Consider the following 13,984-nt stretch of genomic DNA (forward strand, 5'->3'; position numbering starts at 1 on the left):
CATGCCCATAGATTAAACGGTTATGATACTGATATTTACTATTGCAGTTAGTGAACTTGTGGTTTACTATAGCCATCAGTAAATAGTCAGATTTATAACATAATCCGAAAGATGTATATGCATGGTGTCTCAAAACATCCGCATTACGTCTTTCGGAATTTGTTTTTTATGGGCAATGGCTTCCCATGAGGACAGGCTGTGGGTGTCTGTCCCTTTGAACTGATAATACATATTCTCCAACAGCCACTTGGCCTTGCGCTTGGCATCCGCACCATAGGCTCCTACCAAGGAGGGCAGGTTGAGCTGGAAGGCGACATTCAACCGTTTCAGTTGTTCGTAATCCTTCAGCTCCATATAGACGTACCGCTCTGGATGCGCCAAAACGGGAACATAGCCTTTTGATTTGATACGAAGCAGGATGTTTTGCAAGCCGTAGGGCGGATTGAAGTAGGATGTCTCTACCAGCAGGTGCTTGCCTTCCTTGCCCAACGGCAATAGGTCGCCCTGCGCCAGACGTTCCTCGAACAGGTTGTCGAGCATGTTCTCAGAGGCCAAGCGCAGGATGATGGGACCTTGTAGCTGACTTCAGTTCTGCATACCGGGTGCGCAACATAGCGGTGCTGTTGGGGATGTCCTCCATGATATGAGGAGTAAGCCAGACCTCCTTGACCCTGAACTGCTCGTAGGAAGCCAGTATCTGTAGGGCTTCTTCCATGGTCTGCACACCATCATCCACACCGGGTAGAAGATGGCAATGCCAGTCGGTAAACCGTTCAAGAATACCGCTGCTGGTAATGCTATATTTTCTATTGAATGGCCACACGGTTAAATTTATAATTAATCAGTTGATAACCACCCATTTACCCCCCCGTTTCTCTTTCGAACTATAGTAAGAGGCATATCCATAGTGATAGCCATAACGGTAGCCATAGCGGTAACTGTAGCGGCCGCCAGTGCTTTCCGTGCCATTAAGAATGAGTGACAGGTTCTTAAAACGCTTCTCCTGATAGATGCTTTCCACTTCGGGAAGCATGGAGCGGTCGAGCAGCCCGGCACGGATGACGAAGAAGGTGCGGTCGGCTATCTTTTCCAATATCTGTGCGTCCGCCACAATGTCGATAGGAGGCAGTCGATGAACACGTAGTCGTATTCACTGCGTAGCTGCTCTATAAGGGTTTCCATCCTTCCGTTCTCCAATAGTTCGGTGGGGTTGGGCGGAACTTTACCGATAGGAAGAATATGGAAGTTCTCATATCTGTTATCGTAGGCAATCAGTCTCTTCCAGTTATCCGTCATTCCGCTCAAATAGTCGCTTAATCCTGTCTCAGGAGAATCGACGTAGGAGGAGGTGCTGCCATGACGAAGGTCGCCGTCAATCACCAACACACGTTTTTGCTTAATGGCAAAACTCATGGCGATGTTCATGGCAAGGAACGACTTGCCGCTGCCGGGATTGAAAGAGGTGATGACAAAGACATTCTGCTCTTTCTGTGCAGCCAACATAAAGTCCATGTTGGAACGCAACACACGGAACGCCTCGTTGATGACATTTCGGTTACCTTCTTTCACCACGATGGCTTTCGTGTTGGGCTTCACCCTGCGGCGGAAAAGCCATTTACGCTTGTAGGAGAAGTATTGCGGAATTTCGCCGATGATGGGCACAGTGAGGCTTTCGAGGTCTTTCCTGCCACGGACTACCGTATTGGTGTTCTCGCGGATAAAGATGATGACTACGGGGATAAGGAACCCCAAGGCGAATGCCACCAACAAGATGTTTTTCTTGACAGGGGCTGTAGGAGCCATGCTTCCGTCGGGCTGTGAGATGATGCGGGTATTGTAGGCGGTGAAGGCCTGCGACAGCTCGTTTTCCTCACGCTTCTGCAGCAGGTAGAGGTAGAGCGACTCCTTTACCTTCTGCTGACGCTCCACACTGAGCAGGTACTTGGCCTGCTTGGGGTTGGAGGCTATCTGAGAGGTGGCTTGTCCGCCATAGCTCTGCTGGCTTCTGATCTGCGCTTCCAATGCCACCAACTGGTTGTCGATGGACGAGACAAGGGCTTTGCGCATGGCGGCCAACGAGGCGTCCATCTCGACAACCAACGGGTTCTTCACGCTACTCTTCGATACCAGATTGTTGCGCTCCAACAGTTGGTTGTTGTATTCGTTGATTTGAGACGCTATGTTCGGATTGTCTATACCCGAATTGGCGGGAAGCAACTGGAAACGGTTAGTCTCGCTCGTCAGATAGTTGCGGATATATCGCGCCATGTAGGTCTGGTTGTTCAGCGACTTGATGGCGGCATTTGCTTCACTGGCTTGCGCCATGTACATGTTGGCGGCTGCCTGTACATCGGGCAGCAGGTGCTGGCTCTTATAGGAAGAAATATCGTTATCCACATTGCCCAGTTCGCCTTCTATCACACCGAGTCGCTCGTTGATGAACATGCTGGTACTGACGGCTATCTGGTTCTTGTCTTTCACCCAATTCTCATTATACACGGAAATCAGAGTATTGAGAACTTCTTCGGCACGCTGGATGCTAACATCCTGAAAGGACAGGGAGATGATGTTGGACTTCTCATCATTCTGTACCACGGACAAACGGGAAGAGGCATCGCCTACCGCTCCCTTGATGGTGGAACGGATGACCTCAATTTCGGTCTCCTGTCCTTTCCGGTAATGGGCGGTAGCCGTGACAGCCATCTTGCCGAATGGGCTTTGAATGGTGTCGCCCAATTGACCATTCACCTCTCCTTCAACAGGGGTACCGTTCCGGGTTAGGTCGCTGATGGTGTAGTGTCCGTCCTTGCCCAAATGAAGCTGGAAAGCGGCAGACTGGTTGTCGGGGAAGTCAGTGAGGGTAACTGCGACAGGCAGTTGGTCACCGTAGATGGTGTTCTTGTGGAAACGTCCCTCCACAAGATAGTTCATCTCCAAATGGAGCCTTGTCACTACTTCACGCATCAAGTCAGGCGACTGGAGTGTCCCCATCTCGTTGTTTACATTGGTATTGGTAGTGAAGATTCCGAAATCGGCAAAGGATTCCATGTCTGTCGAGGCGGACTTGCCTTTGGAGTCGTCCTTAATGAGGATGGATGCCGAACGGGTATATACAGGCGGCGTGCGCAGGAGATAGGCTATTGCCACTCCGAGGCAGACCGCTAATGAAAGTACGAACCAGTGCCACTTGGCGAGGCACAAATATAGAAGATCCTGAATACGGATAAAATCCTGTGTATTATGGACTTGGATTTTCTTTTGTATGGTTGCCATCTTGAAGTTATTTTGCTATAAGTACTGCTATGGACGTAATCAGTGATGCCAGTGAAATCCAGAACGAGGTGGAACGGACAGTGTTGCCGTTGACGGTGGATTGGCGGGACTTGGTGTCGTTGGGCGTGACATACACCACATCGTTCTGCTGAAGATAATAGACAGGAGAAGTGTAGATGTGGTCAGCGGAACAGAGGTTTACGCCATAGACCGCTGCTTGCCGTTCTCCTGACGCAGCACGAGTACTTTCTCACGCTTGCCGAAGATGGTCAGGTCTCCGGCTTCGCTCAATGCATCAAGAATGGTCATGTTGTCGCGGTTGATACTGATTCGTCCAGGCCTGTTTACTTCACCCAAGACAGATACGCCAAGGTTCATGAATTCCACCGTAACCACAGGATCCTTAATCAGTTCCTGCTCTTTGAGCAGTCCGGTCAGGTGTTCGGCTATTTGCTCGCGGCTCATTCCCTCTACCTTTATCTTTCCCAATACAGGAAAATTGATGTAGCCGTCGGTATCTACCGTATAGCCGGACACTCCGCGACTGGTGCCTGAACTGCCCATGCTTTCCTGGCCTATCTGCTGGGAAACGATAGGCAGGTTAAACATGTTGGTCAGTTTCTGGTCTTGTGCATTTACTAAAATAGAGAGCTTGTCCTTCGGACGCACCTTGATTTCTACGGGGTCTGTAATGGTTAGTTCCGTTACACCCGGCTGTAAATCCTGGAAATAGCTGATTTCCTTGGGTGTGCTACACGATACTGCTGCGAGTACCATGAGGGCCAATGATAGAATTTTGCAAATTTCATTTTCTTATTGTAACTATAGTTTCTATTTTCGACAAAAGGGATGATCGGCGCAACTTACCGTATTTTTGCCAGTCGGTGTATTTTCTTGGTTATAAGGATGTTTGCCGTCGTCCAAAGTACAATGTCCATGCAAAGCAACAGGTTGGAATTGATGTATGCGGAAAGCAGAATGTTGAGGAAGGTCAGCACGGTGGAGGTCAGCACGATGGAGACCATGGCCGTGCGCTGACGCATACCGATGGCAAGCAGCTTGTGGTGGATGTGGTTCTTGTCGGGCAGGAAGGGATTCTTGCCGTTTTTCACACGGTGGAGATAGACTCGCACCACATCGAAGCATGGTACCAACAAGGGAGCGAACGCCATGACGAAGGGGTTGACGTGATGGGGTGAGGCGGTGGCAGAGAGGTGCGATACCTGCATACTCAGAAAGCAGAGCATGATGCCGATGGTGAGGCTGCCAGTGTCGCCCATGAATATCTTGCGTCCTTTTTCCGCCTTGCCGAACACGTTATAATAATAGAAAGGTATAAGTACTCCCAAAGTGGCAAAGGCAAGCATGGCATAGAGGTACTGGTGGAACCAGATGAAGGTCAGTCCGTAGAACAGGAAAGCGATGCTGCATAGCCCGGATGCCAGTCCGTCGATGCCGTCGATGAGGTTGATGGCATTGATGATGAACACCGTGACGAAGATGGTCAGGGGAATGCTCACCCAGAAGGGCATGGAATGGATGAACAGCATACCATGGAGGTCGGACAGTTCAACTCCTCCCGCCACCAGCATGATGCCGCAGACTATCTGGATGAAGAACTTGGCACGGTAGCGCACTCCGATAAGGTCATCGGCGATGCCGACGAGGTACAACATGATGATGGCGCAGAAGGCGTATGCCAATGGCAACGCTTCTGCGCCTATTTCCTTCTGCAGCTCATCATGTCCCGTCGAGACATTAATTGCAAGAAGCAGGATGAAGGAGAAGAATACTACGGGCTTGAAGGCCATACCGCCAAGCCTGGGCACTACACACTGATGTATCTTCCGCTCGTCCGGCTTGTCGAACAGTCGCCTACGGAAGGCGATGAGCAGAATCTGCGGTATCACTATTCCTGCGAAAAACACGCACAGGAAGAATACCGACAGGATGTTGACAATCCAAATTAAACTCATACTCTAATCTTACTTTAATAGGCCGTTTGTGTCGGTCTGTCCTGTACTAATTCCTCTGTATCAATCAATACGGGGGGGGGTAATTCGTTTCTCCATAATCTCAGTCTATGATTTGAATATATTCCGGCTCTACTTCTGCAGAAACCACCAGCAGATCGGGAATGATTACGACAAGTTGGCGACCCCGCTTCTTGGCCACTTTCATGAAGTAGCCCTCCACTTGGTCGAACGGTCCGCCATGTACCCTTATTCTCTTGCCCTTTTCAATGTTAATCTTCTCTTTCTCCTTGTTAATTTCACTGATTGGGTAGAAGTGTACCTCTTTCTCCGTCTGTTTGCATACCTTGATGAAGTTGGTCATTTCTTCATCGGGTACGGTCAGATAGATGAGTTCACCGCCACTTTTCCACGTGACGAACTGGAGGTCGTTATAATAATTGAGTTTGAAATCAACAATCTGCGTATGACTTGCATAAACAAACACAAGACTATGGATGACAGGTACCATGCAAATGACTTTCTTGCCGTTGATGGTGCGAAGGACTTTCTGCTTGGGTATGAAATGTTCCAGACCGTACTTTTGGTCAGAGAGTCGCTTTTCGGCAGTCTTCTCGTTCTTGTAGGCCCGCATGACATACCACGACTTGGTCTTCTTGTCCTGTTCATTTGCCATACCTTTTTTGCAATGTATATTTAAAAAAGAGCATACTTGTAGTTCACCCAGATTTTTGTATCTGTCTGTATATCAGTATCTTACTTAAATTTTGACTACAATGGTCATCTATCTCATCTTTCAGAGTCCACCCTCTGCAAAACCCCTCTTTTCGGCATGAAATACCGGTCGGAAATGGTATGTAAAAGGTGTTTCTCTCTTTAAGAGAACCCCTCTTTTACAAACCCCTTGATTTATAGGTGCCATTTCTTGTATAAAGCCTGTTTTACTCAACAATCGGTTGATGAAAATTAAGAATTTTCGGCTTTTTAGCCAAAAAATCCTTTCAATAATTAGGTGATTTGCAATAAATTTCATAATTTTGCAGCGGAAAGAGTTTCTCTTAAAGAGAGAATCCTCTTTTTGCTCAACATTCGAGGATAAAAACAACAGACATACAAAAGAAAACCGCAACTTCATGACAATTGCATCAGTCACGGAATTGCGGTATTTTTATGCGGTAGCATGATGTTTTGCTATTTACAGGGAATTGATGATTAGGTTGTTTGCCCTGTCAACGACAGAGGTATCCAATGAGGAAAGATAAATCCGGGTCGTTTTTTCCGAATCGTGTCCCAAACCCTCGCTGATGGTGGAAATAGCTACGTTCTTGCTCTTTGCCGCACTTGCCCAAGAGTGGCGTGCAACGTAAGTGGTCAACGGGATGGATAGTCCCATCATCTCGCCGATTTTCTTCAATTGATTGGTGATGCGTTTGTAGGCGTTCTTGTATCTTTTCCAGAATAAAGCTCCTTCTCCGGTGGCAATGGGAAGAAGATAGGGAGAGTCGTCTGTCTGGTATTTCGCGACAATCTTCTGCATGGGTTCTACCCATTTGATGTGTAGCTGTTGCGACGTCTTTTGACGACGGTAAGTGAGCATACCGCCCTGCAGATTGCTCGGGGTAAGTTGTGCCATGTCAATGAACGACATTCCACGGGTATAGAAACTGAACAGGAACATATCCCTTGCAAAGTCCATCCGAGGGTTCAGACTCAAATCCAAATCTTTCAACTGTTTGATGATATCCAAAGGAAGAGCCCGTTTGACGGTCTTGTCAATACCGGTATATACATGCTTGAACGGTGAGGAAGAGACCACCAGTTTTTCTTCCACGGCATGGTTGTAGATGGTACGCAGGTTGCGTATGTAGAAAGAGGTGGTATTGCGACAAAGTCCGCGCTCTTTCAGCCACTGTTCATATCCCAGCACCATCGTTCCATCCACATCCTCCAACGGCACATCGTTTCCTTTCAGGTAATTCCGTAGACTGTTGATGGTTGTGGTGAACCTGTCTGCCATGCGCCTCTTGCCGATTTTACGCAGCTTGTCGTTCAGCTCCACCGTGTAGCCGATGATGCCATGTAGCACCTTTCCTTCACGGAAATATTCGACAACCTTGTCTGAAGTATAGGGTTGCGCTTCCTTGTCCAACCGTGCAATGACCAGCAGCAGTTTCTTTCTGTCCGCCTCCAATGTCTCCTGCAGGGAAAGAAGATACGAATATCGCCCTGAAGTGGAGGAAGACGGCAGAACAATGGATGAGCTTACCGCATCCCACTCTGAGGGATAAAGTCTGTACGTTGTATGGATCTGCCTCGCCACACGGTTGTGTATCACCTGATAATAAAGCGTGCCCTCCTTCATCCCGACAGAAGAGGCACGAAACTTGATTTTTGCTTTTGCCATATATGAATGATTGGTTATGTCGGATAAAAGAAGGGCGACCGTTCGTCAATCACCCTCCTTTATTATAATATATTATAGGATAGTCAGCCTATCTTGAACCTTCCAGCCATGCGGTTGCCGGATAGCGGCACGGAGGCTATCTGTATCTCTTCTGTCTGAGGAAGCTTTGGCAGGACTGGCCGTTCAGAAACCTCTTGCTTTTCTTCCTGCTGTTTCACCTCAGGAACAGGCGGTGCAAGCTCCAACTGGATCTTGCGGTCCAATGCGGCCAGTTCGGACTTCAACTGCTTCAGTTCGTCCTCCTTCTTCCACACTTTGCCCACAATCTCCTGCAACTGCGGTATGTCACGTTCCAGTGCCTTGTTCTTCTCCTTGTACTGCTCTACCATGGAAGGTATTCTCTCCAAGGCATTCAGGAAATTGCGTGCTGCCGCTATCGGGTCGGCCATCGCCAGGTGTCCATTGTTGTAGGTATATTTGTAGTTCCCCTCCACCACAAAACGGTTGTCGGTAAACTCCAGCCCCTCCTTGAACACTCGCTCGCTGACCACCTTGACGGGGAAACCGTACAGTTCACCGACAGGCTGGTAAATTCCTCCTGTGACGGCGTTCTTGGCTATCTCCTGCAAACGCTTGCCGAGGACTTTCTCGTCGGTGGAATCCACGCCCTCTATGCGTAGCGCGTTCTGGCGGTTGCCCTCCTTGTCGGTCTTGGCTGTGGCAGTGAACTTCTCCCAGTCCTCCGTCATGGCAGCGATGACCGCCTGGTTGTTACGCAGCTCGCTTGTCTTGGACTCCAGCTTGAACTCCGACTCACGCCTGCCTTTGTTGAACGACTTGCGTTCCCCTTCGAGCGAGGCGATGCGCTTCTCTAATTTCGCCTTTTCAAGCAGGTCGGTATTGCCGGACAGGATGGCCATGTATTCCGAGAAGTTCATGCCCGACTTCTCGTCCATCGCACCCTCATCAATGGTACGTGCGCCCATCGCTCCGCTTTTCAGCTGCGAGATGAAGGTCTGCTTACAGTGCAGGAGGTTGAACTTGTAGCTGTCTAACGACTTCTCCACGGCATAGATGATGACATCCACGTTGTTCCCTGCAAAATGCTTGGCAATCTCATTGCCGGCACGCACGCCACGTCCGTCCCGCTGTTGCAGGTCGGACGGTCGCCAAGGGGTGTCCAAGTGATGGATGGCCACACACCGCCTCTGCGCATTGACTCCCGTGCCCAGCATGGAGGTGGAGCCGAAGAGCACACGCACCGTTCCCTCATTCATGGCGGCTATCACCGCCTTGCGTGCTTGTCCGTCTTGCACTCCTGTATGAAGCGTACCTCATGGCCAGGGATGCCGTAGTCCTCCATCAGCTTGCGCTTGATCTCAGAATAGATATTCCATCCATCACCTGGTTGATAGGTGCCAAGGTCTGAGAAGACAAACTGCGTACCTTTCTGCGCATCATACCTGCGGTAATACTCCGCTATGGTCTTGGCACAGTGGCTCGCCTTGTTGTCGGGGTGGTCCTCATAGGCAGGGTCTATCATGCGCATGTCGAGAGCCATCTTTCGGGCATAGTCGGTGGCGATGAGCATCTTCGCCTTCTCCTCCGTCTCAGAGAGTGCCGCCCTGCCCAGCAGCGTGGCGTCGCCCGTCTTGGCGAACTGCATCAGCTTCTCAATGAAGTCCTCCTGTTCGGGTGTGGGCGGTATGTGGTGAAGCACCTCGTTCTTGTGCGGACGATCCACACCCACATCCTCCGCCGTGCGGTAGTCGGTAATCTCGTTGTAGAAGGCGGCCAGCTCCGGCACCTTGATGAAGTAACGGAAACGCTCCTTCTGCACCACGTTGTTCGTCACGTTGAACTCGAAATCGGTGGTCTTCTTGGCGAAGATGGCCGCCCAGGCATCGAAGCAGCGGATGTCCTGCCGCTCCAGCTCCTTCGGGCGGAGATACTTGAAGAGCAGGTACAGCTCCGTGAGCGAGTTGCTGATGGTGGTGCCGGAGAGGAACGTCGCCCCGAGATCCTTGCCCGTGCGCTCCTGTATGGTGCGGATGGCAAAGAGCATGTTCAGGGCCTTCTGGCTTCCCTCCGAGTTGCCCAAGCCCGCCACCCGGTCGTGACGGGTGTTGAAGGTGAGGTTCTTGAACTGGTGGCTCTCATCGACAAACAGGTGTCGATGCCCATCTGGCGGAAATCCACCACGTCATCCGTGCGTGAGCTGATGGCGTGCTCCACCTTCTGCAGCTTCGCCTCCAGGTTGAACTTGCGCTTCTCCAGTCCTTTGAGCATGGCCCGCGAGATGTCCTTGCCCTGCGCCCGGAGCACTTCGAGGCTCTCCTCCACAGAGTCAAGCTCCGCCTGCAGGATGCGCTGCTGTAACTCGGGCGACTGGGGTATCTTGCCGAATTGGTCGTGCGACATGATGACGCAGTCGTAGTCGTTGTTCTTGATGTTGTTGAAAAAACGCACGCGGTTGGCGGTGGAGAAGTCCTTCTCGGAGGCATAGAGGATGCGGGCGTTGGGATAGGCCGCCTGGTAGGTGGCGGCTATCTCCGCCACATTGGCTTTCAGCCCGATAATCATCGGCTTGTGGGCGAGGCCCAGCCGTTTCATCTCGTGCGCCGCCATGCACATTATCAGCGTCTTGCCCGTTCCCACCTCATGGTCGCATATCCCGCCGCCGTTCTGCTTGAGCATCCACACGCAGTCCTTCTGCGAGGGATAGATGTCCTTCACACCACGGCTTGCCAGCCCCTTGAGATCAAGGTCGGGGAAGGTCTGGTGCGAGCCGTCGTACTTCGGACGCACGAAACAGTTGAACTTGCGGTTGTACATCGTCACGAGCCGTTCCTTGAACTCCGGCGACTGCTCTTCGAGCCATTCGGAGAAGCCGTTACGTATCTCGTCAATCTTGGCGTTGGCGAGCTGTATGCCCTCGGCATCGCGTACCTTGATGTCGTTGCCGTTCTCGTCCTCACCGATGCACTTCATCATATCGGGACAGGTGTTGTGCAGGGCGTGCTTCAGCAGGCTCATGCCGTCGTAGTGGCGGTAGTAGCCCTTCACGCAGAACTCGTCCCAAATCTTGATGTTCTTGCGGTCGCACACGGCGGAGAACTCGTCCATGCCGGGGGCATAGGCGATGCGGACATCGGTCTCGTAGAGGTGGCTCATGTAGGCGGAGTAGATGCCCGTAGGTATCCACCGCTCACCGAAGTTGAAGTCAAGCTCCTCGAAGGTGATGCGTTGCGGGGCGGCATCCTGCAATGCCTGCAACGCCTCTTTGGCCTCCGCCAGATGCTCATGCTCCCCATTGTCGGCAATCCATGCCTCGATGCGCTCTGCCTTGTCGATGACATTCCCGGCTATGAAACGGTCGCTGATTTCGTAGCGTCCGACAAGGGGTTGAAATAGACCCTGCCGTGGAGGGCAGCGAGCAGTTCCTCCTCGGTGGTATCGGTGAGCGAGCGCATGTAGTCGAGATGAACCGTGCCGTACCTGTTGAGTGAGGCGGACAGGGCTTCCTCCGGAGAGTTGGCCTGCACGACCTCATCCATAGAGAAGGACACAGGACGCTCGAAGATGTCGGCCTTGACGAACTGCCCGTTCTCCTCACGCTCCAAGGAGAGGATGTCGCGTCCTGCGGCATCCATCAGCAGCAGTTTCACGTTCTGCTTGGCGTTGAGGTGGCCGTAGCGCAGGACGAATTCGTCATAGTAGGTGTTGAGGTAGCCTCGCTGCGGCTTGTTCTCCTCGTGGTGCTCCGCCTCATAGCTGTACAGACGCTCGTAGGCATCACGCAGGGAGATGTAGATCATCAGTTTCTCTTTCTGGAATCCGTTGAGGTCAGCGGGATGGAACATCGCTCCGTAGGGCGTGAGGTCTTTCAGATAGCCCACGTTCCTTGACGCATCGAGCACGATGGAGCCTTCACGGTGATGGGGCTCCAATGTGCGGTCATAAGGATGCGGGGTAAGGTCAAGCGTTTGCTGCTCCTTTTTGGCAGGGGCATTGGCTGTACCTTGGAGCAATCCATTTCCATGGGGCTGCGCAGCTTTATCTACAGTCTGCTCTGCCTCTGTATGTTTCGGCTCTACCTCGGGCAACGGCTTTATCTCTCCCATAGGAGGTATGAAGGCGGGATTAAGTGTGTCTGCCACGCCCAGTCTCTTCAACTGTTCCTGACGATGGCGTTCCGCCTCCTGGCGCAATGCCACACGCTTCTCCGGAGTCAACGTCATCATGGTCTCATAGAAACCATTGATGGGTGGGTTGTCCTCCCAGTTGATGTCCGCATAGATGTCGCCCGGCAGGACCTTCTTTTCTTCTTTGGGGGCATCGTCTGCATTTTTCTGTGAAGGCTGCAATGATTCACCATCCTGCTTCTTCGTCTTCTCCGCACGGGCAGGTGTGGGGTTATTCCCCTTTTGTGCCTGTTTGGCGACAGCAGACTTCTTTTTGTTCTTCGGGACAGGCTTCTCTTGCGGAACGGTGTACTCCCATAGGTCGAAAAGGGTAAGCTGTACCGCCTTCCCCTCAGCAGAATGATCTATTGAGGGTTGTTCTTTCGGAGACTCTGTAATTGTAGGGACTTCTTCCGCTATCTTGGTTTCCTTGGTCGCAGACGGAATGGCTTGGGTTGGTATCTCCTCCGACGTGCCTTATAGCGTGCCATATCCAATCGTGCAGCTAAATCGGCATCAATCCGCTTACGCAAATCCTCGGCGATCCCCGTCACACCGCCCTCATGCAGATAGACCATCGCAGGTTTTCCGTATGGGTCGGTGTCCAGTTTGGCACTGGTGTGTATGACCAATTCGGGATGTGCCAGCAGATAGCGGTTGGTCGTCACATGGGTATGGTTGTCCTTCACCGTCTGCGTCAACAGTTGGTCATCCTCCGACAGCTCTTCCTTGCGGCTGTTCTTCTGGAGGATAATCAAGTCGCAGCCCACCTCGGTGTTGGCATTCTCGGTGAAGAGGTTGTTAGGCATACGCACCACCGACAGCAGGTCGGCGTTCCTCATCATCAGGAAGCGGGTGCCGTTGTTGCTCTCACTGTCCAGCACACCCTGCGAGGTGAGGAAAGCGACGATGCCGCCGTCACGCACGGCATCGAGTCCTTTAAGGAAAAAATAGTTGTGTATCTTCTTCGCCGCTGCCCGGTGCATGAGGGAACGCTTCTCATACTCCGCATCGAATACGGCGATGTCGCCGAAGGGAATGTTGGACAGGGCAAGGTCGAAATGGTCGTTGAAAGGTCTTTCTATTTTCTCAAAACCTTCTATACGCACTTTCCGGTCGGGATGAAGGTGGCGAAGCATCCTGCCCGTCAGCAGGTCCTTCTCGAAAGCCATCACATCGGCTTGGGGTGCGTAGCGCAGCATGGAGTCCACGAAAGATCCCATGCCTGCCGACGGCTCCAGCAACTGTACGGGCATGATACCTTGCCCCGCAAGCACGCCTGCGAGGGTATCTGTGATTTCCTTCGGGGTATAGAAGGCCGTGAGCACGGAGCCTTTCAGCGAATCGACATAACGCTTGTACTCCATCTCGTCACGGCTATTCTCACGGATAAGGCGGTGGAGTTCCGCCGTGGGTGCAAAGAGTTCGAGGTCGGATTTCGCCCAGTGGACGGCATCCGTCAGTTCCTTGGCGGGATTAAGGATGCACTTCAAGCCTCCGAAGCCGCAGTACCTGCGCAGTATGTCGCGCTCGGCCTCGGTGGGGGTGCGCCCTTCCCGGTCAAGGAGGAATGCCGTCCGTATCGCCTCGATATTGTCCCTCAGTCGCTGCTTGCGGTTAAACGCCATACTCGGCCAGATAGAGTACGACAGCTCCCGTCAGTTCGCTGTACAGGAGGTCATAGTCCAACGACTGGGCGAAATGGTCGTCAGACAGGTCGTAGATGGAGAACACGCTGTCCACCAAGGGCAGCAGTTTCGTGGTAAGGGCTTCCTGCCGCATTTCAGGGATTTCGTAGGCAAACTCGTTCGTGATGACCTCACGCAGGATGGCGTATCTGGAGTGGTGCAGCCCTTTCAGCAGGGTCTGCATCGCCAGTTCCTGCGCTCCCTCGATGGGATAGCCCTCACGGCGTGCCTGTTCGTAGGCGGTTGCGGCCAGGTCGGCACGGGTCTCGATGAAGGAGGCATCATCGGCCTGCTCAAAACGGTTCTCTTGAAGGTGTTTTTGCAGATAGAGGTGGTAGTACGACAGCTCTTTCCGCTTTTTTTCGTTCTTGTTCATGTCTATTCTTGGATTTAGTGGATAATAAGATGTGGATAGAAGAAAAAAAGCACTCCGGGTATCCCTCCCGAAGTGCCACCACTAAA

General features: G+C 51.9%; 6 protein-coding genes and 4 pseudogenes. All 10 read right to left on the bottom strand.

What is annotated here, in order from left to right; all coding sequences use genetic code 11:
* Positions 1–129: 129 nt before the first annotated feature.
* Positions 130–715, bottom strand: a pseudogene (locus JCM17102_RS27540) (CpsB/CapC family capsule biosynthesis tyrosine phosphatase).
* A gap of 126 nt (positions 716–841) precedes the next feature.
* Positions 842–1,093, bottom strand: a complete 252-nt coding sequence (locus tag JCM17102_RS32490; protein ID WP_373278893.1) for a hypothetical protein — start codon at positions 1,091–1,093, stop codon at positions 842–844.
* On the bottom strand, positions 1,081–3,273 hold the full coding sequence (locus JCM17102_RS27545) for a GumC family protein (protein WP_373278894.1): 2,193 nt from the start codon (positions 3,271–3,273) through the stop codon (positions 1,081–1,083). The genes JCM17102_RS32490 and JCM17102_RS27545 overlap by 13 nt, the downstream gene beginning before the upstream one ends.
* Positions 3,274–3,280: 7 nt before the next feature.
* Positions 3,281–4,050: pseudogene (locus JCM17102_RS27550) on the bottom strand (polysaccharide biosynthesis/export family protein).
* An 86-nt stretch (positions 4,051–4,136) separates the two neighbouring features.
* The gene (locus JCM17102_RS29760; RefSeq protein WP_073349851.1) at positions 4,137–5,249 is read right to left on the bottom strand and encodes an MraY family glycosyltransferase; all 1,113 of its coding nucleotides are present in this window, start codon (positions 5,247–5,249) and stop codon (positions 4,137–4,139) included.
* Positions 5,250–5,349: 100 nt separating this feature from the next.
* Positions 5,350–5,922 (bottom strand): UpxY family transcription antiterminator, encoded by a 573-nt coding sequence (locus JCM17102_RS12750; protein WP_025075413.1) that lies wholly within the window; start codon positions 5,920–5,922, stop codon positions 5,350–5,352.
* A gap of 519 nt (positions 5,923–6,441) precedes the next feature.
* Positions 6,442–7,650, bottom strand: a complete 1,209-nt coding sequence (locus tag JCM17102_RS12760) for a site-specific integrase (RefSeq protein WP_025075415.1) — start codon at positions 7,648–7,650, stop codon at positions 6,442–6,444.
* Positions 7,651–7,733: 83 nt separating this feature from the next.
* Positions 7,734–11,630, bottom strand: a pseudogene (locus tag JCM17102_RS29765) (helicase-like domain-containing protein); the annotation flags it as partial.
* A gap of 510 nt (positions 11,631–12,140) precedes the next feature.
* Positions 12,141–13,462 (bottom strand): annotated as a pseudogene (locus JCM17102_RS32495) (N-6 DNA methylase); the annotation flags it as partial.
* Positions 13,452–13,898: a DUF1896 domain-containing protein gene (locus tag JCM17102_RS12785; RefSeq protein ID WP_025075418.1), complete on the bottom strand. Its 447-nt coding sequence runs from the start codon at positions 13,896–13,898 to the stop codon at positions 13,452–13,454. The gene JCM17102_RS12785 and the pseudogene JCM17102_RS32495, both read right to left, overlap by 11 nt.
* Positions 13,899–13,984: the final 86 nt, after the last annotated feature.

Origin of the sequence: Bacteroides faecichinchillae JCM 17102, assembly GCF_000614145.1 — a bacterium.
GTDB lineage: Bacteria > Bacteroidota > Bacteroidia > Bacteroidales > Bacteroidaceae > Bacteroides > Bacteroides faecichinchillae.